This window comes from Agrobacterium sp. GW821-FHT02D03 (genome assembly GCF_059421725.1).
On the sequence record NZ_JBWKVN010000002.1, the window covers coordinates 723,379 to 748,683 of the forward strand.

Here is a 25,305-nt window from a genome sequence, read left to right on the forward strand (position 1 = left end):
ACCCGTATAAGAGCAATAAGCGCAGCGAGATTTGACCGTCAAACTGCGACGTCGCGCGTAAAAAATGCAAAATGCGCGACACGCACAAAGAAAAAAAGCCGCGTCCGGTGGGGCGCGGCTTTTCTTGTCTGTCTGAACAGCGATCAGTTGCGCGGCAACAGATCCTCGCCGATGGAGCCGGATGGCTGCTCCTGCGTGTTCGTCGTATTGAGCGCCAATTCGGCATTGCCGTCATTGCCGTATATATCGTCACGGAACTGCACGACGCCATCCTTTGCCGACCATGCGGTGATGTAGACGAAGTAGACCGGGATTTCGGTTGAGAGTTTGATCGGCGTGTTCACGCGGCTTGCAATGACGCGCTCGATTTCCTGACGCGACCAGCCTGGCGTGTCGCGCAGCATCCAGGTCGTCAGGTCGCGCACGTTCTGCACGCGCACGCAGCCGGAGGATTCAAAGCGCATCAGCTTGTTGAACAGGCCCTGCTGAGGCGTGTCATGCATGTATTCGTTGTTCGGGTTGTGGAAGTTGATCTTGGTCGAAGACATGGCGTTGTTCTTGCCGGGGTCCTGACGGAACATGAGGTTCGGCGCCTTGGGCGCGAACCAGTCCACCGTCTGCGGAGACACTTCCTGGCCACGGCCATCCAGCAGGCGGATGTTGTTGCGCTCCAGATAGGTCGGGTCCTTCTGCATCAGCGGAACGATGTCCTTTTCGACGATCGAGCGCGGAGCCGTCCAGTATGGGTTGAGAATGATTTCGTAGATCTTCGAGTTGATGATGTGCGTCGGGCGGCTGGCGCGGCCGACAACAGCCGTGTTGCGCAGAACCACGCGGTTGTTTTCCACCGCCTCGATGGAGGCTGCCGGAATATTCACCATCACGTGGCGCTGGCCGAGATCTCCCGCCATCGTCTGGATGCGGATGAGGTTGGTCTGCAGCTGTGCCATGCGCAGCTGCGCCGAAACGTTCAGCGCCTTCAGCGTATATTCGCCGATCACACCATCTGCCGGAAGGCCATGGCGTGCCTGGAAGCGCTTCAACGCACCATCGACGTAGGAATCGAAAGCGCTGGAGATACCGGCTTCACGGGGAAGATCGCCCGAAATCATCAGACGCTGACGAAGTGCCTGAACGGACGGATCGCTGACGCCGATCTGCAGACGCTGCTGGCTTGGCGGCACTTCCGGCCATCCACCATTGGAGACGATCTGCTGATACTGCATGATCGCCTGCTGCATGTAGGTGGGGGCTTCAGGACCAAGAACCGGGTTGTTGGAAACGACGCCAACGGCCGAGCGCGAGGAGTTCGCATCGAACTGATCGTCCCAATTGCCGCGGCGCGAGGATCCGATCAGATCGTTGAACGCATCCTGCGCCAGCGCAGGTGCTGCCAGCGCGACAGCACCGAGCGAAACGGCGGAGCGCAGCATGGCGCGGCGAGAGAGCAATTCGGGCACGGATTTCTGAGTCATTCTACCTACCAGCCATTTCGTCAGGGCAACCTTATGGATGCCTAGAACAACATGATTAACAAACGTTTTCGGACGCCTGCCGGCAGGAAATACTTCATGCGAAAACAAAACTGACGCATCATGCGATGATGGAAGAGACCGCCGGCTCCCTCGCTCTGGCGGTCCCATACCAATATGGCCAATTCGTGTCACCTTGACACTGCTCACGAAGCTGTGTCGTCGGGCCTTTTCGGCGTGACCCGCACAAAAATGCAACAAGCCGGACGCGTTTTGGCATCCGGCTTTGCAAAAATGGATGGCGCTGCCCTTAGAGGCGATAAGCGATCGAGTCGTTCCAGAAGCGATCCAGGCGCTGCAGCAGCTTGTTCATTTCGGCGAATTCACCGGTGCCGATGCCGCCGACCTTTTCGATCGAGCCGATGTGACGCTCATAGAGGCGAGCGACCGTTTCGGCGATGTCCTGACCCTTATCGGTCAGAGAAATGCGGACCGAGCGGCGGTCGATGCGCGAGCGCTGGTGGTTGATGAAGCCGAGGTCGACCAGCTTCTTGACATTGTAGGAAACGTTTGAGCCGAGATAGTAACCACGCGAGCGAAGTTCGCCAGCGGTCAGTTCCGAGGTGCCGATGTTGAAGAGCAGGAGTGCCTGGACGGCGTTGACGTCGTCGCGACCCTGACGGTCGAACTCGTCCTTGATGACATCGAGAAGGCGGCGGTGCAGGCGTTCGACGAGATGGAGGGACTCCATGTAGAGCGAACGGATGGCTTCTTCCTGTACGTCGGTTACAACTGCCTGTGGCTTTGCTTTGCTATTGATCATGACTGCCTCACTGTTTTGTTTGGCGGTGTTGATTTTGTTTCCCGCCTTGAGAGCAACCCTAAGCAATGCGCATAAAATTCTACTTAAAATGCATCATTAACGAGTGGTTACCGGATGTTGGCGCCCAGGGGCTGAGGAGCGGCGGGCAGCGGCACGGAATTATCAGCGCCAATTAAATCAATAGTTTAGCCAATAAATTTCCGGAAAAACAGGCCGCAAGAGCTTTATTATTATGGTGAATCAATCCTTGCGCGCTCGTCATTTTGGCGCGCATCCAGCCAGAAAGCGACCTGGAATAGTATATAAACAGTTGCCACGATGCAGTGCATGACCGGGACCAGCGTGTTGCTGCCGAAGATATTGGGCCACACCTTGTACATGGCGATCTGCGCACCCGCGCCGATAACCCAGATGACGGCGCCCCACGACACGCCAAGCCACAGTCCAAGGGCAGCGACTGGAAAGACGACCGCCAGCCCGGTACCCGCAACCCGCCAGGGAAGATTGAGCATATCGAAACGCGCATGGCCGCTCAGCGTATAACCCGTCAGCATGGCCCAGTACTGCAGTCCGAACCAGAAACAGGAAGCCGCCACCAGTCTGAGAAAGACAAAGTAGAGGATTTCCGTCAGAGGCAGCTTCGGGTGCGGTGGAGAATCAGGTTCCATGGCGCGAAGATACGTTTCCGGCGTGGCTCCTGCCAATGGATAATTGCGGGAGGTCACAGCGCTCTTGAGCGGTACTGCCCGCAGTACTCCTTTTACGGCGCCCAAATGTCAGGGCATGGCGGATTGCCCGTATCGAAAAGCGCTCAGGATTTTCGAGCTGGCCGTGGGTCAGACCGTCGCATTCGCATACCACTTCTCTTATGTTATGCCATCATCGCACTCTGGCGTTCTATCGAAGCCACGTTCACGCGCAGCTTCCAATATACAGACGGAAACATCATAAGAGAGCATGGCCGAGGGACCCGATCCACCGGACAGGCTTTTAAGGAAAAGACATGACCGACAAGACCCATCTGGTAGATCACATTACTGGCCACCGCCGCATGCGGCGCATCCGCAAGGCCGACTGGACTCGCCGGCTCGTGCGCGAGAACCAGCTGACGGTTGATGATCTGATCTGGCCGGTCTTCGTCGTTCCCGGTACGAACATCGTTGATCCCATCCCCTCGATGCCCGGCGTCAATCGCATGAGCGTCGACAAGCTGGTCGAAGCAGCCAAAGAAGCGGCCGATCTCGGCATCCCTGCCCTTGCGACATTCCCCAATATTGAAATGGAACTGCGAGACGAGACAGGATCGCAGGTGCTGGAAGCCAACAACCTGATCAACCAGGCCACCGCGGCGATCAAGACGGCGGTTCCCAATATCGGCGTGATCACCGATGTAGCGCTCGATCCCTTCACCAGCCACGGGCATGACGGGATCCTGCGCGGCGACGATATCGTCAATGACGAAACAGTCGATCAGGTGGTGAGAGCCGCTGTCATGCAGGCGGATGCGGGCGCGGACATCATCGCCCCTTCCGAAATGATGGACGGCCGGATCGGCGCGATCCGCCGTGGGCTTGATGCGGCGGGCCATCAGGGCGTCGGCATTATGGCCTATGCGACAAAGTTCTCCTCCGGTTTCTACGGGCCCTATCGCGAGGCAATTTCCACCAGTGGCCTGCTGAAGGGCGACAAGAACAGCTATTACATCAGCCCGGCAAACGGCACGGAAGCGATGCGGGATGCCGCTCTCGACGTGGAAGAAGGCGCCGACATGCTGATGGTGAAGCCCGGCCTTCCCTATCTCGATATCTGTTGGCGGCTGAAGGAGGCTTTCGGTCTTCCGACCTTCGCCTATCAGGTCTCGGGCGAATACGCGCAGATCAAGGCGGCGGCGATGAATGGCTGGATCGATGGCGACCGGGTGATGATGGAAACCCTGCTCTGCTTCAAGCGGGCCGGTTGCGATGGGATCCTCACCTACTTCGCCGTCGACGTGGCGAAAAAGCTCGCAAAGGGCTGAGGAGCGGACTCATTGCATTTGCGGCGGTCCACACCATATCTTTGCTGAAAAGGAGAAACCGCCGATGAGCTACAACCCGAACCCGACCTACGTTCCGACAGAGGACTGGCGCGCCTATGAGGGCGTGCTGAGCCGTCGCGTCGTGGCGTTCATCATCGACTATGTGATGGTGCTTCTGCTGTGCATTCCGGCAGCCGTGATCGTGTTCTTTCTCGGCATCCTGACGCTCGGCTTTGGCTTCATGCTCTTTCCTGCGCTGTTCTTCATCGTCGCCATTCTCTATTTCGGCATGACGCTTGGCAGCGCCGCGCAGGCCACCCCTGGCATGCGTGTTGCCGGCATTCAGATGGCGCGCCTTGACGGCCGTCGAATCGACTTTCTGATCTCGACCGCTCATATCGCGCTCTTCTGGATTATCAACTCGATCCTGACGCCGCTTATCCTGCTGGCAGGCCTGTTTACCGAGCGCTCCAGACTGGTCCACGACTTCCTTCTGGGAACAGTGACGATCAGAACCCGCTAGGAATTCAGAGCGAAACGTATTGAAGCCGCTCCAGCGGCTTCAATTTTATTGACAGGTCTCTTCGAGAGTTGACGTTTTCCACCTTTTTGTCATTCTGACATAGAAGGTTGGCTTGCGAAGGGAGCGATTGGGTTCGATGAACACGCAGACGACGCCTTCCCCGCAATTTTATCTCACCGCACCGGCCACTTGCCCCTACCTTCCGAACCAGTTGGAGCGCAAGGTTTTTACGCATCTGGTAGGCCCTCGCGCGCCGGAGATGAACGACCTGCTGACGCAGGGCGGGTTTCGTCGCTCTCAAAACATCGCCTATCGTCCTGCCTGCGAAAATTGCCGTGCCTGCGTCTCCGTCAGAATTCTGGCCGATGGCTTCACGCCAACGAAATCGATGCGGCGAATAATGGCCACGAATAACGATCTTGTGGCGACGGTTCACCGGGCCGAGCCATCCACCGAACAATTCTCGCTCTTTCGTCGCTATCTCGACCGGCGTCATACATCAGGCGGCATGTCGGATATGTCGGCGCTTGATTACGCGGTGATGGTGGAAGACACCCATGTCAACACGCGCATCATCGAGTATCGAAAGCGAGAACCGGGTGCGAGTATCGATGACAGCAAGCGCGGAGAGCTGATCGCTGTTGCGCTTACAGACATGATGAGCGACGGCCTCTCCATGGTCTATTCCTTTTTCAATCCCGATCTTGAGAAGCGCTCGCTTGGAACATTCATGATCCTTGATCACATTGCCCGCACTCGCACGCTTGGTCTGCCCCATGTCTATTTAGGCTACTGGGTCGATGGCTCAGACAAGATGGGGTACAAGACGCGGTATCATCCCCAAGAGCATCTGACGCCGCGCGGCTGGGAATTATACACGCCAGAAACCGTTTGACCCTGTAATTGCCGCATCTCTCAAATTATGTTATAACAGCGTTATAACGGAGTGTTTGAGATGAATGTGACGGTTCGCAAGATTGGCAATTCGGAAGGGATCATCATTCCCAAAGAGGTTCTGGATCGCCTTGGAGTCAAGGCTGGCGATGTCCTGACATTGAGTGAAGACGGGCAGAAATTGGAGCTCGTCCCAGAGCAATCTGATCTTCAAGAGCAACTGGCAGCCGCTCGTCGCGGCATGGAAAAGTACAAGGTTGCCCTTCGGGAGCTTGCTAAGTGACAATCAAGTGGCTCACCAAAGCAGCCATAACTATCATTCATCAGGAGCAGATCGAAGCACATGGTGGTCTGCCTGGATTGAAGGATGACAACGCACTTGAAGCGGCGCTGGCGCGCCCTGTCAACAAAGCTGTGTATGGCGAAGAGAATTTAATGGCTCTCGCTGCGGCATATCTCTTCGGTATCGCTCGCAACCACCCTTTTTCTGATGGAAATAAGCGCACCGGCTTTCTGGCTGCCTATACGTTCTTACTGATCAATGGCTACGAAATTGTCGCCGATCAAAGCACCGTCATAGAATTCGTTCTGGCCGTTGCGGCGGGTGAAATAGATGAGGACGGTATCACCGCGTTCTTCAACGATCACACCGTAGCATTCCGCTAATCGATGACAGCTTCCGTCCCCGGAAGCTGTCATTTATCAACTTTTAGGCATGTCGCGCAAAAGTGGACACCGGTTTTGCGATAACGACATGCGGCAAAACAAAGAACGAAAGCGTAAGGCGCGAATCTGAAGGATCGCGACACGCTTTAGCCGCCGAATTTCCCACTGCGCGGAAAGCCCTTCGGAACGCTGCGGCCGACACCGGCGCGATCGCCCATCCATTCAAGCAGTTCGTCTCCGACCTTGGAGAAGGAGCGCCCGGCGCTGTCTTCCCACGAAAGACCGGTGGCGATCGCGAAGCACTTCACATCCGACACGCCGCCATCCTTGTAACGCTGCAGGCGGACACCCTTGCCGCGTGACATTTCCGGCACTTGCGACAATGGGAAGGTCAGCATCTTGCGGTTCTCGCCGACGACAGCGACGTGATCGCCGATGACGGGTACCACGAGCTTTGTCTCATCCGGCATGGAGACGTTCATGATCTGCTTGCCCTTGCGGGTGTTGGCGACCATTTCCGTTTCCGGGATGACAAAGCCATTTCCGCCGGTCGAGACGATCAGCAGCTTGCGGGATGCATCGTGGACAAAGGCGGTCAGGATGTCCTGATCATTCTCCATATCCACCATGATGCGTACCGGCTCGCCGTGGCCGCGGCCGCCAGGCAGCTTGTCGGCGCCGAGCGTATAGACCTTACCGCCGGTAGTCACGAGAAGCAGCTTGTCAGTCGTCTGCGCCGGGAAGGCCAGCTTCGGCCCGTCGCCTTCCTTGAAGGTCAGGCTCGACGTATCGGACATATGGCCCTTCAACGCTCTGATCCAGCCCTTCTGCGAGATGACGATCGTGACCGGCTCTTTCTCGATCATCGCCTGCTGGATGGCCTCGACATCGGCATTTGGCGCATCGGCAAACTGCGTGCGGCGCCGGCCAAGCTCGGTTGCCTTCGCGTATTTCTTCTTGACCTCGCCGATCTCCCAGGAGACCGCCTGCCACTGCTTCTCGTCCGATGCCAGGAGGGATTCGATCTCGCCCTTTTCCTTGCTGAGTTCGTCGAACTCCGTGCGGATTTCGAATTCTTCCAGCTTGCGCAACGAGCGAAGGCGCATGTTAAGAATGGCTTCGGCTTGGTTATCCGTCAGGCCAAATCGCGCCATCATCACCGGCTTGGGTTCGTCCTCTTCGCGGATGATGCGGATGATCTCATCGATGTTGAGATAGGCAATCAGCAGGCCGCCGAGGATTTCCAGGCGGCGATCGATTGCCGCCAAGCGGAATTTAGAGCGGCGAACCAGAACTTCCTTGCGGTGCGCCAGCCACTCGGTCAACACCTCGTTCAGCGCCATCACCTTCGGCACGCGGCCAAGCGACAGCACGTTCATGTTCAGCGGAATACGACTTTCCAGATCCGACAGACGGAAAAGCGATTCCATCAGCAGCGTCGCATCTACCGTGCGGTTTTTCGGCACCAGAACGATACGAACGTCTTCAGCAGATTCGTCGCGCACGTCTTCCAGAAGCGGCAGCCTGCGGGCCAGAAGCAGTTCGGCGATCTTTTCGATCAGCCGCGACTTCTGCACCTGGAACGGAATTTCGGTAATGACGATCTGGTAACCGCCCCGGCCGAGATCTTCCGTTTCCCATTTGGCACGGACGCGGAAACCGCCACGACCGGTCTTGTAGGCCTCGAGAATATTCTCGCGGCTTTCGATGATGATGCCGCCTGTCGGCAGATCGGGACCGGGAATGAATTCCAACAGCTTCTCGACGCTCGCATCCGGATGCTTGATCAGATGAAGGGCCGCGTCGCAGATTTCATGGGCATTGTGCGGCGGGATGGATGTGGCCATGCCGACTGCGATGCCAGAGGAGCCATTGGCAAGCAGATTCGGAAACGCGCCGGGCATAACCACCGGCTCTTCGTCTTCTTCGTTATAGGTCGGACGAAAATCGACTGCGTCCTGCTCGATGCCTTCCAGAAGCAGAGCCGCGACATCGGTCATACGCGCTTCGGTGTAACGCATGGCAGCTGCGCCGTCGCCGTCGATGTTGCCAAAGTTACCCTGGCCATCGACCAGCGGGTAGCGAATGGCAAAATCCTGCGAAAGTCGCACGAGCGCATCGTAGATCGACGCATCGCCATGCGGGTGGAATTTACCCATGACATCGCCGACGATGCGGGCGCATTTCTTGAACGCGGAATTAGGGCGAATACCCATCTCGCTCATGGCATGCACGATGCGTCGATGAACGGGCTTCAATCCGTCACGAACATCCGGAAGCGCGCGGTGCATAATGGTCGATAGCGCATAGGCGAGGTAACGCTCTTCGAGCGCCGCCTTCAAATCGACCGGCACAATATGATCGTCGTCTCCGCCCGATGGCGGATTAAGATTTTTTCCCATGGCGACTGCCTATCGGAAATAGGCGGTTACGGCAAGAAATCCAGGCTTTCTGCGCTGTGGATGACAAGCGTTAAGCCTATATTTTTATGCAACCTTGTTTTTGTGCCGCAATTCAGCCATTCGTTGCACAGTACCACTTCGGTCAATCGCGCTCGTGCTGCATATGTGGACGCGTGATGTGCCTATTCTTGTTGCGGATGTTCGCGCCTTAAGGGAAGAGACAGAATGAGACTTGAAACCACACGGAATTTCCTGTTTGCCAGCGCAGCCGTACTGGCATTTGCGTCTCCGGCTTTCGCCCTGGATGGCGCCGATGTGCTGAAGAAAATGAATGCTGCCTACCACGTGCAGGGCGCAGAAATCACAGCCAAGTCCGTCGCCACCAACGGCGACAATGTCACGCTGTCCGGCGTCGTCATTGGCAGCGGCATGGACCCAGCACAGCAGTTTCCGATTGGCAACGTCACGCTCGAAGGCGTTGAAGAAGACAATGGCGGCTATACCATTGAGAAGATGAGCTTCGAGAACGTCAACTACGCCAAGGAAAAGGTGGCGATCACCATCGACGACCTTTACATGACCGGCGTCGTGGTTCCGGCTGATGCAACGGCAAATACAGTCGATGCCATGCTGTTTTACGATGAAGCCCATACCGGTCCGGCCTCGGTCAAGATCGATGGCAAGGAAGCGTTCTCCATCGCCGAGAGCAATGCCACGATGACCAAGAGCGAAGATGGCGGCACGCTTAGCTTCGATCTCACCGCAGAGGGCTTCAAGGGCGATCTGAGCGGCGTTACCGATCCGAAGTCGAAAGAGGCGATCGACGCGCTTCAGCTGAAATCTCTGAGCGGCGACCTCACCGTCAACGGTTCGTGGGAAGTTGCACCCGGCACGATCAATGTCGACGAATACTCGATCGACGTCGAGAATGTCGGCCGCCTGGATATGAGCTTCAGCATCTCCGGCTATACGATGGCTTTCATCAAGTCGATGCAGGATGCCGTCAAGGCGCAGGAAGCCAACCCCAACAAGGAACAGGCAGATCAGGCCTTCGGCCTTGCCATGCTTGGTCTCATGCAGCAGCTGACCTTCAACAATGCCAAGATCAGCTTTGATGATGCCGGCATTACCAAGCGCGGTATCGATTACGCCGCCAAGGAGCAGGGCACGACGAGCGAGCAGCTCTCGCAGATGATCAAGGGCATGGCGCCGATGATGATTGCACAGCTCAACATTCCGGAACTGCAGAACGCCGTATCTGCGGCTGTGAACACCTATGTCGACGATCCGAAAAACTTCACGATCTCGGCAGCGCCGGCGAAACCCGTTCCCTTCCCGATGATCATGGGCGCGGCAATGGGGGCACCGAACACAGTTCCGAGCGTTCTGGGCGTGACCGTCACCGCCAACCAATAGTCTCTTCCACAAGCCCCGGATCAATCGTTCGGGGCTTTTTCCTGCTACGCAGGTTAGCAAGCGGGACCGCGTGAGCTCTAAACCAGCAAAGCTTGGGGTCATCCGTTCCTTCGAAACCATCCCAAACGTCCTGACCTTGCGCCCCTATGTAGCTCCCTCTAAAACCTAAAAAACTTCGATACCTCTGCTTAGGGTGAGAGAGTGTGTGCCTCTCCAATCCTTCAATGAAGGAATGACATTCGTGCAAGACAATATCAGCGGCTCCGTCATCGTCATTTCCAGCCATGTCATGCGCGGCTCGGTGGGCAATCGGGCTGCCGTCTTTGGCCTGGAGACGCTCGGTTTTCCTGTCTGGGCTGTGCCGACGATCGTGATGCCATGGCATCCCGGCCAAGGACCCTCCACGCGTCTTCGTTTCGATGGCGAGGCCTTCGATGCGGCCATGGGCGATCTGGCGGCATCGAAATGGCGTGGAGAAGTCAAAGCGGTCCTCACCGGCTATTTCGGCAGCGCCGACCAGGTGCGTTCGGTCGCGCGTTTGATCCGGGCACTGAGAGAGAACAACCCCGATCTGATCTATGTCTGCGACCCGGTCATGGGAGACAAGGGCGGGCTTTATGTCCCGATCGAAACCGCCGAAGCGATCCGCGACGAGCTTGTACCACTTGCGACGGTTTCCACGCCCAATCGCTATGAACTGGCCTGGATGAGCGGTGCTGAGCTCGACACCAATGCCGAGATCATGGATGCGGCCCTTGCGCTCGGTCCGCCGAAGATGCTCGTTACCTCCGCCGTTCCGATGATGGCAAACGGTATTGGCAATCTGTTCCTCAGCGGCCGTCACGCGCTGCTTGCCGAACACCGCGCCATCGACAACGTGCCGAACGGACTCGGCGACCTTCTTGCCGCAGTCTTTCTCGCGCGCATGCTTCAGGGCGTGGATGACGAAAAGGCGCTGCAACTGGCAACCGCCAGCGTCTTTGAAATTCTGGCCCGCACCATGAAGCGCGGCGCCAACGAGCTGACGCTCGAAACAGATGCGTCGAGCCTTTCCACACCCATGGCGATGGTTCAGATGCGCCATCTCTTGCATCCTTCCCGAAGCAAGGGCAAATAGCGGTCAAGTTTCATGCGCTTCATGACGAGGCGTTCCCGGTAGCGACCAACGGCACTGCGAGATCGAATGAAGGATTTTCCAGATTATCTTCTGAACGGCTACAAGAACTTCATGAGCGGCCGTTACGCCGGTGAACGCGACCGATACCGCACTCTGGCCGATAGCGGCCAGAAACCGCAGACCTTGTTCATTGCCTGTTGCGATTCCCGCTCGGCGCCCGAAACGATTTTCGATTGCGGCCCGGGTGAGTTGTTCGTCATGCGCAATGTGGCAAACATGGTGCCGCCTTTCGAGCCGGACGGCCAGTATCACGCAACCTCGGCTGCCATCGAATATGCTGTCCAGGTTCTGAAGGTGAAGGACATCGTGGTCATGGGCCACGGCCGCTGTGGCGGCATCCAGGCGGCACTCGACCCGAATTTCGAGTCGCTCTCGCCTGGCGATTTCATCGGCAAATGGATGAACCTCGTCAAATCCGCCGCCGAGCAAATCCAGAGCAATGATGTGATGACCTCGGGCGAACGGCAGACAGCGCTTGAGCGCGTCTCGATCCGCAATTCCATCCACAATCTGCGTGGCTTCCCCTTCGTCAAGGCGCAGGAGACCGCAGGCAAAGTGAAACTGCACGGCGCCTGGTTCGATATCTCGACTGGCGAATTGTGGGTGATGGACAGCAAGACTGGCGATTTCCGTCGTCCGGAAGTGTGATCCCCCGGCTACAGTATCGTGCGTCGATTCAAAAAGGCAAAGTGCCGTGCGTCCAATAGGACACACGGCACTTTAACTAGAGGATCATGTCACGTCAGCCGCTAAACGGCCTTGACCGCGACTATTGACCGTCGATCGCCTTGCCGATGTAGGCAATCGCCTGCTGATAGACAGTCGCTGCATTCCAGCCCTGGATCGCGGCAAAGCTTGGCTGACCCGGCTGATAGCCAGCGCCGCGCTGCCAGCCATGTCCAGCAAGGAAGTTTGCAGTCGAAGCCAGCGCATCGGCGCGCGAGCCGACGAGATCGATGCGACCATCGCGATCGAAGTCGACGCCGTAGCGCACGACGTTAAGCGGCAGGAACTGGGTCTGGCCGATTTCGCCATGGGCTGCGCCCTTGGCGTTGATGTTGAGCGAACCATTGCCCACCAGCTTCAAGGCTGCGTAAAGCTGCTCGGTGAAATAGTCGGAACGGCGACAATCATAAGAGAGCGTCGCGACGGCAGACAGTGTGTGCTGGTTGCCCATGAACCCGCCGAAACCGGTTTCCATGCCCCAGATCGCCAGAAGCGGGCCGGCTGGAACTCCGTAGGCGCGCTCGATATTGGCAAACAGTGCTGCATTGTTCTTCTTCATCGCCTTGCCGCGCGAAATGATGGCCTGGCCACCGCGCTTTTGCATGAACTGATCGAAGGAAAGCTTGAAGCTGTGCTGACCGCGGTCCGCGCGGATCGTCGCCTGGTTGTAGGTGACGTTGGAGAAAGCGCGATCAAGCACTGCCGGGCTGACGCCGCGGCCCGCCGCTTCCTGCTTGAAGGATTGCACCCAGTTGCCGAAACCTGCCGAGGTATTGCCGCATTGCGCCGCCTGCAGCGGCGTTGCCGCCAGCATCGCAACTGCCGTCGCACCAAGGGAAAAAGCCTTTATTGCCCGCATCCGTATCTGCCTTTGATAGAGTGAGGGACAGCCCCTCGCCATGTTCGCCTGTCTAATGGTCCGACTTCGACATTTGATCCTCAAGATCACCGCAGATGGGTATCAAACGTCAAATTCATTCCACTAGCGAGAATTGAAAGGCACAAATTGCCGTTCGTCTTCATAACCAGCAAATGAACTGGCTGTGATAGGCACGAAGATTGAAAACCCGCCCATTCTCGAAAGTAACGGACGGGTTATAGTTAATAGTTGTTAAAAAACCGTATCACGCAGCGGCTTTGCGTGGCTTGATGAGACCACGGTTGATCAGAAGTTCGGCGATCTGAACGGCGTTCAGGGCCGCACCCTTGCGCAGGTTGTCGGAAACGACCCAGATGTTGAGGCCGTTTTCAACGGTTGCGTCCTCGCGGATGCGCGAAATATAGGTCGCATCTTCGCCAGCGCACTCGACCGGCGTGATGTAGCCGCCATTTTCGTGCTTGTCGATGACGAGGCAACCGGGGGCTTCGCGCAGAATGTCGCGCGCCTGATCGGCGGTAATTTCGTTCTCGAACTCGATATTGACCGATTCCGAGTGGCCGATGAAGACGGGAACGCGTACGGCCGTGCAAGTGACCTTGATCTTCGGGTCCAGCATCTTCTTGGTTTCTGCGAGAACCTTCCACTCTTCCTTGGTATAACCGTCTTCCATGAAGACATCGATATGCGGAATGACGTTGAAGGCGATGCGCTTGGTGAACTTCTTGGTTTCGACCGGATCGGCCACGAAGACGGCGCGGGTCTGCTGGAACAACTCGTCCATGCCTTCCTTGCCTGCACCGGAGACGGACTGGTAGGTGGAGACGACAACGCGCTTGATCTTGGCGGCATCGTGAAGCGGCTTCAGAGCGACGACGAGCTGCGCCGTGGAGCAATTCGGGTTGGCAATGATGTTCTTCTTTCTGAAGCCTTCCACCGCATCGGCGTTGACTTCCGGCACGATCAGCGGAACGTCCTGATCGTAGCGCCAGGCAGACGAGTTATCGATAACGACGCAACCCTGCGCACCGATCTTCGGAGACCACTTCTTCGATACATCGCCACCGGCCGACATCAGGCAGATATCGGTATCGGAGAAATCGTAATTCTCGAGATTGGAAACCTTCAGCGTGCGGTCGCCATAGGACACTTCCGTGCCCTGGCTGCGTGCGGAAGCCAGAGGAACAACTTCATCCGCCGGGAAACCACGTTCCGCCAGGATGTTCAGCATTTCGCGCCCGACATTGCCGGTGGCGCCTGCGATTGCAACTTTGAAACCCATGATCAAGCTCTCTTTCTGCCTCTCCTCTTTTTGGTGAGGGGGAGCCGCGAAACTGCGGCTTCCTTTCCCCGGCCAAACCGGGGAGAGAGCGGCGGGCCAGAGACGTCAGACGGTTTTAATCGTCGTTTTGGCCGTAATTCGGATGGAATAAGAAAGGCGCGCAGGATCGCCGGCTGAACCCGCCGGGCTTTGCATGACAATCATGTGCTGGACATGCCGCATGAACAGTGCGCTCCTTTTCGTGCGAAAGCTATTAGGAGGTTTGTCTTTTCTGTCAAGCGCAAACATAACGCCTTGCAGACAGGTCTCGCGTCTTTTCGATGCCGGTGCGCCGAGCGCCGCGTGCGCCAGCTGGTTGTCGCACAGGCTGCCGCATTCACGACTTTGACCGCCACTGTTATACCGGCGCACTGAATCTCACCCGCATGTTCTTGTTTTATTCTCATCCCTGTGCCAAGTTGTGGGCGTGATCTGGTAGAGCCGTGCGGACGGCGATTACGGCTGTGGGGGCCATTTCATGGTAGCGCGCGTCAATACAATTGCGTTTCAGGGCATCGAGGGTGTGCCTGTCGAAGTTCAGGTCATGGTGGCACCTGGCAAGGTCGGCATGCAGATCGTCGGCTTGCCGGATAAGGCAGTGGCCGAAAGCCGTGAGCGGGTACAGGCGGCCCTTCACGCATCAGGTCTCGCCATGCCTGCCAAGAAGGTCACGGTCAATCTTGCGCCCGCTGATCTTCCAAAGGAAGGCTCGCACTTCGATCTCCCCATCGCGCTCGGCCTGATGGCGGCACTCGGCGCCATTCCAGCAGAGGCGCTGAACCGCTTCGTTGTGTTGGGCGAACTCAATCTCGATGGCACGATCGGCGCTGTTGCCGGTGCTCTTCCGGCAGCCATTGCCGCAAACGCTCAGGACAAAGGTCTGATCTGCCCAGCCGATAGCGGTCCAGAGGCGGCGTGGGCAGGTGCTGAGATCGATATCCTCGCCCCGCGCAGCCTGATTGCTATCGCCAACCATTTCCGCAGCACGCAACTTCTGTCGAGGCCGGTTCCGGCCATTCGCGCCAATCCTGACAACCTTCCGGATCTCGCCGACATCAAGGGACAGGAGAGCGCGAAGCGGGCGCTGGAAGTCGCCGCGGCTGGTGGGCATAACCTTCTGATGGTCGGCCCGCCTGGCTCCGGCAAGTCCATGCTGGCCTCCCGCCTGCCCTCCATCCTGCCGCCACTGTCTGCCTCGGAACTGCTTGAAGTGTCGATGGTACATTCGATCGCGGGACAGCTTTCCGGCGGCAAGCTCTCCGATCGACGCCCATTTAGAACCCCGCACCACTCCGCAACCATGGTTGCCCTTGTCGGCGGCGGCTTGCGAGCCAAGCCGGGCGAAGCCTCACTTGCTCACCATGGCGTGTTGTTTCTCGACGAGTTCCCCGAATTCTCCCCGCAGGTGCTGGATGCGCTCCGCCAGCCGCTCGAGACCGGCGAATGCATCATCGCGCGCGCCAATCATCGCGTAAGCTATCCCGCCGAAATCCAGCTGGTGGCCGCCATGAACCCCTGCAAATGCGGCATGGCCGGTGAACCGGGCTTCACCTGTGCACGCGGTCCAAGATGCGTTTCCGATTACCAGGCGCGTATTTCCGGCCCGCTGATGGATCGCATCGATATCCGGATCGAAGTCCCCGCCGTTTCGGCCGCAGACCTCATCCGCCCCATGGCAGCCGAAGCCAGCGCCGACGTCGCACGCCGCGTTGCGCGTGCCCGCAAGATGCAGGAAGAACGCTTCGCAGCCGCCGGCTTCCAGGGCATCCGCACCAATGCACGCTGCACCACGGCACTCATCGAAAAATGCGCCGAACCGGACGCCGCCGGCCTCCAGCTTTTGCGCGACGCCGCAGAGAAGCTGAAATTCTCCGCCAGAGGCTATCACCGCATCCTGAAGGTCGCGCGAACACTTGCCGATCTCGACGATAAGCCCGTTGTAGGGCGGCTGCATCTGGCAGAAGCGATCTCGTACCGCATTGCAGGCGAGCGGCTTTCGGCAGCGGCTTAAAGCTTTTCAGATGACGTTTCAAAAGTATTTGCTGATTAATCAGCACAAGGCATGAGAGATTATATAAGTATATATGCATATTGTAGACGAGGTCTTGCATGTATGCAGCAAGTATAAGCACTAGATTTAAGCATCTCGTCTTGTTCCGTCACTTAAGGGATGGAGATATTTCCAATTCAACATAATTTGTGAAGCTTTTGCTCATCCACCATTGCTACGATGTTAGCGATCAAGGTGGGGACCGAAGATGGTTGTTAAGATGATGATTGCGACCGCTATTGCGATGGCGTCGCGGACAGTGCCGCTCATGCCGATTGCTATGGGGCGGAGACGGACCCGGCCGGTGGTTTCGGCTGCTTCCGATCGGATGGAGATGAAGGCGGCACCCATCAATCCGGAGTGGATTATCGAGGGTGATCCGCAGGCGCGCATGGCGGATCATTCCCGCAGCGGCGACCGTGCTGCTTATACCGCGCTGTGGGATTGTACCGCAGGCACATTCCGTTGGTTTTTCATGTGGGATGAGACCGTTCATATCATCGAGGGCGACGTGCATGTGACGGCAGCCGATGGCTCCGTGCATCATCTTTACGCCGGCGATGTCGCATACTTCAAGGCTGGCACCTGGGCAACGTGGCGGGTGGACAATTATGTTCGCAAGGTCGCTTTCCTGCGCAGGCCCTTCCCGACCGCGCTGGCACTTGCCTATAGCGTCAAGAACCGAATTCTTCCGGCAAAAACGCCTTCGCTCTGAAAAACCCCGGGCGAGAATGCGCAAAGCACAATGCTGTAGATTTGAAGAGTGGGAAGCGTCCTTAGTGCGTCCAAAAGGATGCACGGAGGTCTATTGCACGAAGATGCGTACGCTTGACGCCCGTCCATCGGCGTCGATGACGGTAAGCGTGGAGAAGCCCTGGCCCTCCGGCGTCCACTCATTGCTGCGGCGGCGCGTCAGGTCCGGCAGCGGCTTGCCGTTGGCGAGCCAGCGGAAGGGCGCCCGACCGCCCTGAAGTTTGAGAACCAGCGGGGAGAGAGCGCCAAGGCTATCTGAAAGTTCAACGCGTGCGCCTTCCGGCGGGTACACGATCACAGGCGAAGATTCGCGTCGCGACGCTGAGAGAAGTCCGCTCGCGGTCGTGGTGAAGCGTCGCTGGTTGGCTGGCAGATCGCTGTAGCTCAAGCGCGTCACTCCGCTTGGTGTGGCTGCGAAGGGCGTGATCGCCACGCCGGATTTGGCAAAGGCATCGAAGAGAATGGGGGCGGCGGTGGCGTAGCCGGCAATGCCCGGGACCGAACCATTATCGGCCCGGCCGACCCAGACGCCGATCACATAGCGGCCATCGAAACCCACCGACCAGGCATCGCGGTAGCCATAGCTGGTACCGGTCTTATAGGCGATGCCGCGCTGCTTCATGCCAAGTGGTGGCAGAACGCCGGAAAGCGTATCCGTGATGTTCCAGATGGCGCTGCGCGAAAAGATCGGTTCGACATCGAGAATCTCCGGCTTGTTTCTCACGCCATCGCCGAGCTTCACCGGCTGCCCCTGGTTGGCGAGGCTGGCATAGAGCTGCACGAGATCGACAAGCGACACGCCAGCACCACCAAGAGCAATGGCAAGACCGGGTGGCTCAGACTTCGGCAGTGCGAGATTGACCGAAGCGCGTCTGAAACGCACCATCAGAGCGGCAGGACTGACGGCATTCAAAAGCTTCACCGCAGGGACATTGAGAGACAGTTGCAAGGCTTGCCGAATGCTGACGTCACCCTGATACTGCATATCGAAGTTGCGCGGCCGATAGCCGGAGAAATCTGCCGGTCGATCCTCGATGATGGTTTCCTGCGAAACCAGGCCATTCTCGAAAGCCAGCCCGTAGATGAATGGTTTGAGCGTCGAGCCGGGTGAGCGGATCGCGCGGCTCATCTCCACCCAGCCCCTGCGGGAGCTATCAAGAAAATCGGCCGAGCCGACTTCGGCGAGAATGTCGCCGGTCGTACTATCCGCCATGACAATGGCGACTGAAACCTTATCGCCGATCTTGTCTGCGGCATGCCGCGCCAGCGCCTCAAGCTCGCTCTGGATGCCACGCCGCAAGGTCGAGCCGATGACATGCTGGCGCGGAAACTTCGTCCGCGCGGCTTGCGCCAGGTGCGGTGCGAGGGCCGGGAGCGCCAAACGATCCCGGGGAACGGCGGCGGAAGATGCGCGCTCGGCCTCTCCCTCTCCGACGACGCGTGCCACGGCCAGTCTCTGCAACACGCGCTCGCGGGCCTCTTTTGCGGCATCGGGAAAACGATCTGGTCGGCGCTTTTCGGGGAGTTGCGGCAGGGAGACCAGAAGCGCGGCTTCCGCCGTATCCAGCCGCCGTGGCTCCTTGCCGAACCATGCGAGGCTCGCTGCACGCACGCCCTCGATATTGCCGCCATAGGGAGCGATGTTAAGGTAGAGTTCGAGGATTTGGTCCTTGCTGAGCCGGCGTTCGATCTGCACCGCGCGAAGCATCTGGCGAAACTTGGCGCTGAAGGAGCGATCCGCACGAGGCTCGATCAGGCGCGCGACCTGCATCGACAAGGTCGAGGCGCCGGAAACGATGCGACCATTGGTCAGCAACTGCCACGCGGAACGACCGAGAGCTTGAATGTCCACGCCATGATGGTCGTAAAATCGCTGATCTTCATAGGCGATCAGCATCTTGATGAATTGTGGATCGACCTCGGCCGCGGTCGTCTGCAAGCGCCAGCGCCCATCGGGCGTGGCGAAGGCGCGCAGAAGATTGCCATCGGCATCCACCAGTTCCTGAGACACGATACGCGCATTGTCTAGCGGCGGCGGATAGGCGCGATCCAGACGGTCAAGCCCGTAGATGGCGGCACCGGTGACCGACGCCGCCAGAGCAAAGCCGAAGAAGAAGCTGCGCCAACCCCTCATTACTGCGCTGCGCGAACCTCCATCTTACTGGTTGCCGTGCGAGCGGAGAACTGCGGACGGTACATGTCCTCCACGCTCGCCGCCGGGTTGTCATAGGTGCCAGGTGTCACGGCCCGAACCACATAGGCCAGCGTGATTTCAGAGGTGTCGCCCGCGGTTCTGTCGAATGCGGCCACGAAGCGGTCGTAGCGGAATTCCGTATGCGCCGCTTCGGTTTCCGGCAGCCAATCGAAGTTTGTGAGCGCCGCACTGTTGACGAGGCTCGGATTGTCGATTTCGAAACCGGCCGGCAGAAGATCGGTCACCAGAATGCGCGCCTGCCAGTCGTTCTGCGGAATGACCTTCAGCACCACGACATAGCGCTGGTTCTGCTCTACCTCGCTGACATTCACCTCTTCGCCATCCATCGAATAATAGGTCTTCTCGATGGTGAAGCCCTCACCGCCTGCCGGAAGCGGCTTGGACGGTGGCGCAACGGTGGTGACGACCGCCGTGACCGGGTCTGCCGAAGCGTTGGTGACATTCAGCGGCGCTTGAAGTAGCTCATCGCCGCTCATGCGTTGGCTGAAGCCGCCCTGCTGCAGGGTGCCGTTCACATCCAGACGAATATCCTTGTCCTCACCTTTCAAGGCGCGCGCCGCGAGAACCATCCAGGCCTGCTCCTGCGTGCTGGTATAGCTCTTGGACTCGAAGTCCTTGGACACGACACCCGCAAGCTGGGACACAACCGCCGGGACCGGACGGCTTTCCGCCGCCAGTGCCAGGGACGCAGCGCCGTCACGAAGAGCCGAACCGTAATCGGCACGCGCCAGCGTTACGTTCGTGCTCGAGGATGCCATGCTCAAGGATGCCCCGAACGCGGACTTGGCGCGCGCAGCATCGCCATAAAGCGAGAGGGCTGCCGCGACCTGTGCCTTGGCGAGCGGTGTCGGGAACTCGTTCAAGGCCGTATCGGAATAGTAGCGCAGATCGTTGATCGCAGCCTTTCGATTGCGCGCCAGCACATAGAGCGAATAGGCAATCTCGTTGCCTCGGTCCTTGACGTTGCTGTCATAGGCAAGGCCGTTTTGCAGATTGGTGAGTGCCTGGACCATCGCTGCTTCCGGCACATCGTAGGACTGCTCACGTGCCCGCGTCAGGAAATCGGAGATGTAGGCATCAAGCCACAAATCCCCTTCGCCGGGAGACCATAGGCCGAAGCCACCGGCGCTCGACTGGAAGGAGAGCACCCGGTAGATCGCGTCCTGGACCTGCTTGCGCAATTCCGGATCGTCCTTGCCGCCGCTGTCCTTCATCAGTTCGGATGCATAGAGCAGAGGTAGAGCCCGGCTCGTTGTCTGCTCGGCGCAGCCATAGGGATATTTGTCCAGCATCATCATCAAGGCGGGGACGTCGAACGCCGGAGAGCGGGTGACGTTGACAGAGACCGATGAGCCAACCAGCATGCTGTCGGCCAGCAGGTTGCCGTCCACCGTGAGACTGCTGTTGGGCGCAATCTTGATGTTGCGGCGTGTCGTGACCGGAAGCACCGATGGACGCACCGGGATGGTCAGCGCCTGCTCCAGCGAAACGCCGCTGCTATTGCTGACCTTGATCGCAATCTGCCCTTCGCCGGGAAACTCGCCCGTCAAAGGCACGGTCAGGGACGTCTTGCCACCCTTTTCCAGCCTCGTCGTTTGAGAAAACTCGCCCTGATCCACAGTCACAGCCATGTTGCTGGTGACATCGATATTGTAATCGCCAGCCTCACCATCGGTATTGGCGATATCGAGGCGCAGTTGCGACACATCGCTGGGGCTCAGGAACTTCGGCGCGCTTGCCGTCACAACCACCGGATCGCGAATGACGACATCCGAGACCGCGTGGCCAACGCCGGTCTTTGTCCAGGCAACGGCCATAACCCGTGCCGTGCCATTGAACTGCGGGATATCGAAACTGACCGTCGCCTTGCCATCGGCATCGAGTTCTACGGAGCCCGCAAAAAACGCGACGAGTTTCTCCTTCGGCGGGCTGCCCTGAAGCGCAACCTGCCCGCCATCGCCGCCGGTTCTCAGACGCCCTGTGGCGCCAAGCGAACCATCGATGAGGCGGCCATAGAGATCGCGAATTTCGAGGCCGAGCCTGCGCTGGCCGAAATACCATTCGTCCGGCTTCGGCGGCTCGTAGCGGGTGAGGTTCAGAATACCGACATCAACCGCGGCAATCGTCACATAGGCCTTGTCGCCCGCACCCGCACCGGAGACATGCACCGGAATCTGCAGTGCCTGCCTCGGCAATGTCTGCTTGGGAAGATCGAGCGCGATGCCAAGCTTGCGCTCGCCCGGATCGACCGCCAGCCACTTCACGCCGATGGCGCGCATTGGCATACGGCTTTCCTGCGCGTCGCCGGGGCGGAACAGGGTTGCCGTTACATAGGAGCCGGCGCCCCAATCTTCCGTCACTGGGATTTCGACTTCGCCGCCCTTGTCGCCGATCTCGACATTCTGCACCGAGATCAGCTTTTCGGAACCGGAGACAACCATCAACTGGCCGGCATAACGGGATGTGACCTGAAGCTTGGCCGTCTCGCCCACCTTGTAGCTCTGCTTGTCGAGTGCAATTTCGAGCGCATCCGGCGTTTCGGTCGAGCTTGCGGCTACGAACCAGCCGGCATCGAATTCCACGCTGGAGACGGCACCGTCATTCTGCGGCGCTTCCACCTCCAGCCGGTAACGGCCCCAGTTCACCGGCACGGAGATGTCTGCTCCATCCGGCGTGACCGAAAGCGTGCCGGTCTCCACCTGCTTGGTATGGACCACCGGCTCATAGCGCCAGGAATTACCCTGCCTGTACCACTGATAATTACGCTCCACCTTGATGAGCTTCCAGGTAAGCCCATTCATCGCCTGCCTGCTGCCGTCTGGCGCAAGCCCAATCACATGGAAACGCCCGATGGAGTTTTCCGCCAGATCGCCGGAGAATTGCGGCTTGATGCCGATCATGTTGCTGTCGGACTTGACCGGCAATGTCAGCGAGCGCTCCACCGCACGGCCACCTGCCTCACGCATGCGCACGGTGATGCTGGCCGAAAGAAACTGCGTGGTGGAGGGAAGATCGCCGAGTTCCACCGGGAAGCTTGCCTTGCCGTTTTCATCCAGGACGGGAAGATTATCGAGCGTGGTACGGCTCTCTTCTTCGGTCTCCTCATCCGCTAGGCCGAAGAGATATCCTTCGAAGGCCGGGTTGGTGCGCGACGGCTTCAGAGCAACTTCGCCCTCAAGCTCAAGCCCCGCTGCCGGCGCGCCGTAGAGATAGCGACCATCGACATCAATTGTCGTCTCGCCTGCCGGATCGATCTCTTTTGCCGCGCTGGAGAGGTCGAACACCGTGCGATCCGGCACGAAATCATCCACCAGGAAGGATTGTTCGCTGATCGCGCTTGCCTTCGGATCGGTATAGATGCGCATCGTCCAGGTGCCGCGCATGGCGGTTTCCTGCAGCGGCAGATCGACCGCGTGGCCTCCCAGCGCCTTGCCGTCGCTGACGAAGCGGCGGTCCTCGACGCCGTCAGGCCTCGAGAAGATGAAGGTCAGCGGCAGGTTCTCGATCGCATTGCCTTCGATGTCGCGCGAAAGTGCTGCGGCATGTACCGTCTCCCCCGCGCGGTAAATGCCGCGTTCGGTCCAGCTGAACACGTCGATGGCGCCGGGTGCGGCGCGACCGGTCACACCGCGATCGGAAAGATCGAAGCCCGCCCGTGTCATGTCGAGGAAGACGTAATCCTTCTCGCCATTGCGCGCCGTGATGATGGCAGGAGCCTGGCCGGCGGAGCCGCGCATCAGGCCGGCGGAAAACGTCGCACGTCCCTCCGCATCGGTGGTGGCGGAACCTAGCACCTCGTTGTTCTTGGCGAGAAGCTGGAGCGAAACGCCCTTCAGCGGTTCGGCATTGCTCAGCGCCCGTACGAACACATTCAGCCCGTCGGTGCCGGCATAGGTGGTGATGCCGGTATCGGAGACGAGAAACCATTGAGTGGCGCGCGCGTCCCAGTTTTCTGGCGCTGTGCCTGGCGGCACGGCGGTCATGACATAGATGCCAGGCTTGCGGTCCGGCAGTGCTTCGTCCACTGGGAAGCTGGTGACGACGTCCTTGTTCAGTTCCGTCTGAATGTCGATGCCGCCCTGCCAGACGAGTTCGCCCAGCTCGTTCTCGATCTTCTCCGCACCATAACCGTCCATCTGGGTCAGGAACTGAGAATTGGCCAAGAGCGCGGTGATATTGCGATCCCCCACGCGGTAGAGCTTCAGATCGGCATGATCGATATTGACCGACACGAGCGGGATGCCGCGGCGTGCGGTTCCGGGAAGCACAAAGTTGTCGCCGGTAAAGCGGACCGAGCCGGAGCGATCGCGCACGTAAATGTCGAGATCGACCTGCTTTTCCAGCGGCTCTTCCACGGAGGATGGCAGCCCGGCGCGAAGGGCGATCTTGTATTTCTGCCCATGCGTCAGACCTTCGACGCAGATTTCGCTACCCTTGGCTTCGAGCGCTTTCGGAGCAGCGCCGTCCAGCGTCACGAAGGACGAGTAGTCGGCATTCTTCACCAGCGGTTCGGAAAACTGGATGCAGGCGCGCGGTGTCACGCTGTCGGTGTCGACCGTGTTGTTGATGACGCGGAAGCCTTGGCGGGTGCGAAGGTCGTTATAAGCCGCCCGCGTCTTGGCAACATCCGAAAGGGCAAGGCTTGCCTTGTAGGCGTTCAGCGCCGCGCGATAATTCTGGCCCTTCTCGAAGGCTTGAGCCAACCGGTTGAGCGCAGCCAGGCGGGCGCCCTGTGTCCGGCTAAGCTGGTAGGCGTTGAGCGCTGCGGCCGGTGCCTCGCCCAGAATCTGGTAGTTGTTCTCGACCTTCGCCTCGACGGATGAGAGCTCCGCCCACAAGGCGCCATTCTCAGGATTGAGCGATAGTGCCGACTTGTAGATTTCCACCGCCTGGGGGATATCGAGCACCGCCTGTTGGCGTGCTTGCGATAGCAAGGCTTCGAGACCTTGCGTGTCATCCGCCTCAGGCAAATCCGCCTTTAGCTTGCGGGCCTGCTGGTAGAGGCTATCCTCGACGAAGGAGAGACGCTGTGGCGCGCCGAGATCAGGCTCGCTTGCCGCCTCCACAATCTTACCGGCAACGGCGCCGGGAAACGCATTGAGCTGATTATAGTCAGATTTGAGGAAGCACCACTTCACCTTGGGATTGTAGGTGAAGGCCTTGCAGCCCTTGTCATCGATGCAGATGGTCTTGCACTGGTCCAGGGACACATCCTGTTCCGTGCGCAGATCGAAACCGAAATAGTCGCCATTTGCGGTTGTTACCACCTTGCGCGTCGCATCCTCAGCCAGAAGAGGCGAGACGGAAAATGCTGCAAGAACAAGGGCAAAAGCGTGCGAAATGACGCGAAAGGACATCGGTCTCTCCCCGAAAACACAATGATCGGCGCGACTTTGGTCCTATTCAAGCTTCTTTGTCAACGGAGCCTTGCATCTGGTGCTGCCACTCCCGGCGCAAAAGTGCATATTGCATCGTATTCTCGTAAAGCGGGTGCCCGGCCTCATCCTTGGTGAAAGAGATGAACTCGAGAAAAAGCCCTTCGCGGCGCATTCCAAGCTTCTCGCACAGCCGCTGAGAGGCCAGGTTGTTGTCCTCAACATAGGCGTAGAGGCGGCGTATCTGCCTTTCATCGAAGAGCCAGCGGAACAGGGCGCGCGCCGCTTCATAAGCATAGCCACGGCCTGCATACTCACCGTTGAAATTCCAACCGACGGACAGCGTATCGCCCTCTTCATCGGCGGTGGCGAAAAGCTCGCCAATCATTCTGCCGTGCTCGCTTGAGTAAACGGCAATATAGTCATCTGAGCCGCCACGCTTCATCGCCTCTGCCTCGGCTTCGTCCAGATTTTGAAGTCGCTGGGAGAAAAAGCAACTCGGTCGCGGATCGTGCAGATAGGACAAAAGGTCCTGCGCGTCTGCGGCCTGAAAGTTTCTAAGCACCAGGCGCTCGGTTCTGATCTCTTCCATCTGCGT

General features: G+C 58.6%; 20 protein-coding genes. 10 read left to right on the forward strand and 10 right to left on the reverse strand.

Features of this window, described 5'->3' with window-relative positions:
- Nucleotides 1-143 precede the first annotated feature (143 nt).
- The 3 genes from AC07U5_RS16745 to AC07U5_RS16755 all read right to left on the reverse strand — a co-directional run bounded on the left by AC07U5_RS16745 (nt 144) and on the right by AC07U5_RS16755 (nt 2,963).
- Nucleotides 144-1,475, reverse strand: coding sequence for a L,D-transpeptidase family protein (locus tag AC07U5_RS16745; RefSeq protein ID WP_494723693.1), 1,332 nt, complete (start codon nt 1,473-1,475; stop codon nt 144-146).
- 307 nt (nt 1,476-1,782) lie between these two features.
- Nucleotides 1,783-2,292: a transcriptional regulator LdtR gene (gene ldtR / locus AC07U5_RS16750; RefSeq protein ID WP_186330162.1), complete on the reverse strand. Its 510-nt coding sequence runs from the start codon at nt 2,290-2,292 to the stop codon at nt 1,783-1,785.
- A gap of 233 nt (nt 2,293-2,525) precedes the next feature.
- Nucleotides 2,526-2,963 (reverse strand): DUF6163 family protein, encoded by a 438-nt coding sequence (locus tag AC07U5_RS16755; RefSeq protein ID WP_062444167.1) that lies wholly within the window; start codon nt 2,961-2,963, stop codon nt 2,526-2,528.
- A 335-nt stretch (nt 2,964-3,298) separates the two neighbouring features.
- Between AC07U5_RS16755 and hemB the strand changes: the two genes are divergently transcribed.
- From hemB to AC07U5_RS16780, 5 genes are all read left to right on the forward strand, one after another.
- Nucleotides 3,299-4,312 carry a porphobilinogen synthase gene (gene hemB / locus AC07U5_RS16760; protein ID WP_112952769.1) on the forward strand — a complete coding sequence of 338 codons (1,014 nt, stop codon included), beginning with the start codon at nt 3,299-3,301 and terminating at the stop codon, nt 4,310-4,312.
- Between the two features lie 64 nt (nt 4,313-4,376).
- On the forward strand, nt 4,377-4,835 hold the full coding sequence (locus tag AC07U5_RS16765) for an RDD family protein (protein WP_112952771.1): 459 nt from the start codon (nt 4,377-4,379) through the stop codon (nt 4,833-4,835).
- 136 nt (nt 4,836-4,971) lie between these two features.
- The gene (locus AC07U5_RS16770; RefSeq protein WP_062600516.1) at nt 4,972-5,730 is read left to right on the forward strand and encodes an arginyltransferase; all 759 of its coding nucleotides are present in this window, start codon (nt 4,972-4,974) and stop codon (nt 5,728-5,730) included.
- A gap of 60 nt (nt 5,731-5,790) precedes the next feature.
- Complete coding sequence (locus AC07U5_RS16775; RefSeq protein WP_062423530.1) at nt 5,791-6,012, forward strand: AbrB/MazE/SpoVT family DNA-binding domain-containing protein; 222 nt, start codon at nt 5,791-5,793, stop codon at nt 6,010-6,012.
- Complete coding sequence (locus AC07U5_RS16780; protein ID WP_494723694.1) at nt 6,009-6,395, forward strand: type II toxin-antitoxin system death-on-curing family toxin; 387 nt, start codon at nt 6,009-6,011, stop codon at nt 6,393-6,395. Before AC07U5_RS16775 ends, AC07U5_RS16780 begins: the two co-directional genes overlap by 4 nt.
- A gap of 146 nt (nt 6,396-6,541) precedes the next feature.
- Here AC07U5_RS16780 and parC read toward each other — a convergent pair whose 3' ends face one another.
- Nucleotides 6,542-8,797, reverse strand: a complete 2,256-nt coding sequence (parC, locus tag AC07U5_RS16785; protein WP_062423532.1) for a DNA topoisomerase IV subunit A — start codon at nt 8,795-8,797, stop codon at nt 6,542-6,544.
- A gap of 225 nt (nt 8,798-9,022) precedes the next feature.
- Here parC and AC07U5_RS16790 point away from each other — a divergent pair, with 225 nt between their 5' ends.
- From AC07U5_RS16790 to AC07U5_RS16800, 3 genes are all read left to right on the forward strand, one after another.
- Nucleotides 9,023-10,213, forward strand: a complete 1,191-nt coding sequence (locus AC07U5_RS16790) for an aq_1923 C-terminal domain (protein ID WP_494723695.1) — start codon at nt 9,023-9,025, stop codon at nt 10,211-10,213.
- 232 nt (nt 10,214-10,445) lie between these two features.
- On the forward strand, nt 10,446-11,330 hold the full coding sequence (gene pdxY / locus AC07U5_RS16795; protein WP_494723696.1) for a pyridoxal kinase PdxY: 885 nt from the start codon (nt 10,446-10,448) through the stop codon (nt 11,328-11,330).
- Nucleotides 11,331-11,396: 66 nt separating this feature from the next.
- Nucleotides 11,397-12,038, forward strand: coding sequence for a carbonic anhydrase (locus AC07U5_RS16800; protein WP_062443513.1), 642 nt, complete (start codon nt 11,397-11,399; stop codon nt 12,036-12,038).
- Nucleotides 12,039-12,159: 121 nt separating this feature from the next.
- Here the strand turns inward: AC07U5_RS16800 and AC07U5_RS16805 are convergent, their stop codons facing one another.
- The 3 genes from AC07U5_RS16805 to AC07U5_RS16815 all read right to left on the reverse strand — a co-directional run bounded on the left by AC07U5_RS16805 (nt 12,160) and on the right by AC07U5_RS16815 (nt 14,686).
- Nucleotides 12,160-12,975: a lytic murein transglycosylase gene (locus AC07U5_RS16805; protein WP_062443516.1), complete on the reverse strand. Its 816-nt coding sequence runs from the start codon at nt 12,973-12,975 to the stop codon at nt 12,160-12,162.
- Nucleotides 12,976-13,240: 265 nt separating this feature from the next.
- Nucleotides 13,241-14,275: an aspartate-semialdehyde dehydrogenase gene (locus AC07U5_RS16810; protein WP_062423536.1), complete on the reverse strand. Its 1,035-nt coding sequence runs from the start codon at nt 14,273-14,275 to the stop codon at nt 13,241-13,243.
- A gap of 105 nt (nt 14,276-14,380) precedes the next feature.
- A complete protein-coding gene (locus tag AC07U5_RS16815; RefSeq protein ID WP_494723697.1) occupies nt 14,381-14,686 on the reverse strand; it encodes a hypothetical protein in 306 nt (101 codons plus the stop codon).
- Nucleotides 14,687-14,792: 106 nt separating this feature from the next.
- On the opposite strand from AC07U5_RS16815, the gene AC07U5_RS16820 reads away from it, so the two are divergent.
- Together AC07U5_RS16820 and AC07U5_RS16825 are read left to right on the forward strand one after the other, a co-directional pair.
- Nucleotides 14,793-16,325, forward strand: a complete 1,533-nt coding sequence (locus AC07U5_RS16820; RefSeq protein WP_494723698.1) for a YifB family Mg chelatase-like AAA ATPase — start codon at nt 14,793-14,795, stop codon at nt 16,323-16,325.
- 247 nt (nt 16,326-16,572) lie between these two features.
- Nucleotides 16,573-17,079 carry a cupin domain-containing protein gene (locus AC07U5_RS16825; protein ID WP_113260442.1) on the forward strand — a complete coding sequence of 169 codons (507 nt, stop codon included), beginning with the start codon at nt 16,573-16,575 and terminating at the stop codon, nt 17,077-17,079.
- Nucleotides 17,080-17,169: 90 nt separating this feature from the next.
- Here AC07U5_RS16825 and pbpC read toward each other — a convergent pair whose 3' ends face one another.
- From pbpC to AC07U5_RS16840, 3 genes are read right to left on the reverse strand one after another with little or no spacing between them, the layout of a single operon-like run.
- On the reverse strand, nt 17,170-19,251 hold the full coding sequence (gene pbpC, locus AC07U5_RS16830) for a penicillin-binding protein 1C (RefSeq protein WP_494723699.1): 2,082 nt from the start codon (nt 19,249-19,251) through the stop codon (nt 17,170-17,172).
- Nucleotides 19,251-24,689, reverse strand: coding sequence for an alpha-2-macroglobulin family protein (locus AC07U5_RS16835; protein ID WP_494723700.1), 5,439 nt, complete (start codon nt 24,687-24,689; stop codon nt 19,251-19,253). Before AC07U5_RS16835 ends, pbpC begins: the two co-directional genes overlap by 1 nt.
- A gap of 46 nt (nt 24,690-24,735) precedes the next feature.
- A complete protein-coding gene (locus tag AC07U5_RS16840; RefSeq protein WP_494723701.1) occupies nt 24,736-25,299 on the reverse strand; it encodes a GNAT family N-acetyltransferase in 564 nt (187 codons plus the stop codon).
- Nucleotides 25,300-25,305 lie beyond the last annotated feature (6 nt).

What these genes read in the sequence shown, in the direction of transcription:
- AC07U5_RS16745 (WP_494723693.1), bottom strand. Translation starts at nt 1,475, where the DNA reads ATGACTCAGAAATCCGTGCCCGAATTGCTCTCTCGCCGCGCCATGCTG.
- AC07U5_RS16755 (WP_062444167.1), bottom strand. Translation starts at nt 2,963, where the DNA reads ATGGAACCTGATTCTCCACCGCACCCGAAGCTGCCTCTGACGGAAATC.
- hemB (WP_112952769.1), top strand. Translation starts at nt 3,299, where the DNA reads ATGACCGACAAGACCCATCTGGTAGATCACATTACTGGCCACCGCCGC.
- AC07U5_RS16765 (WP_112952771.1), top strand. Translation starts at nt 4,377, where the DNA reads ATGAGCTACAACCCGAACCCGACCTACGTTCCGACAGAGGACTGGCGC.
- AC07U5_RS16770 (WP_062600516.1), top strand. Translation starts at nt 4,972, where the DNA reads ATGAACACGCAGACGACGCCTTCCCCGCAATTTTATCTCACCGCACCG.
- AC07U5_RS16775 (WP_062423530.1), top strand. Translation starts at nt 5,791, where the DNA reads ATGAATGTGACGGTTCGCAAGATTGGCAATTCGGAAGGGATCATCATT.
- parC (WP_062423532.1), bottom strand. Translation starts at nt 8,797, where the DNA reads ATGGGAAAAAATCTTAATCCGCCATCGGGCGGAGACGACGATCATATT.
- AC07U5_RS16790 (WP_494723695.1), top strand. Translation starts at nt 9,023, where the DNA reads ATGAGACTTGAAACCACACGGAATTTCCTGTTTGCCAGCGCAGCCGTA.
- pdxY (WP_494723696.1), top strand. Translation starts at nt 10,446, where the DNA reads ATGACATTCGTGCAAGACAATATCAGCGGCTCCGTCATCGTCATTTCC.
- AC07U5_RS16800 (WP_062443513.1), top strand. Translation starts at nt 11,397, where the DNA reads ATGAAGGATTTTCCAGATTATCTTCTGAACGGCTACAAGAACTTCATG.
- AC07U5_RS16805 (WP_062443516.1), bottom strand. Translation starts at nt 12,975, where the DNA reads ATGCGGGCAATAAAGGCTTTTTCCCTTGGTGCGACGGCAGTTGCGATG.
- AC07U5_RS16810 (WP_062423536.1), bottom strand. Translation starts at nt 14,275, where the DNA reads ATGGGTTTCAAAGTTGCAATCGCAGGCGCCACCGGCAATGTCGGGCGC.
- AC07U5_RS16820 (WP_494723698.1), top strand. Translation starts at nt 14,793, where the DNA reads ATGGTAGCGCGCGTCAATACAATTGCGTTTCAGGGCATCGAGGGTGTG.
- AC07U5_RS16825 (WP_113260442.1), top strand. Translation starts at nt 16,573, where the DNA reads ATGGTTGTTAAGATGATGATTGCGACCGCTATTGCGATGGCGTCGCGG.
- pbpC (WP_494723699.1), bottom strand. Translation starts at nt 19,251, where the DNA reads ATGAGGGGTTGGCGCAGCTTCTTCTTCGGCTTTGCTCTGGCGGCGTCG.
- AC07U5_RS16835 (WP_494723700.1), bottom strand. Translation starts at nt 24,689, where the DNA reads ATGTCCTTTCGCGTCATTTCGCACGCTTTTGCCCTTGTTCTTGCAGCA.
- AC07U5_RS16840 (WP_494723701.1), bottom strand. Translation starts at nt 25,299, where the DNA reads ATGGAAGAGATCAGAACCGAGCGCCTGGTGCTTAGAAACTTTCAGGCC.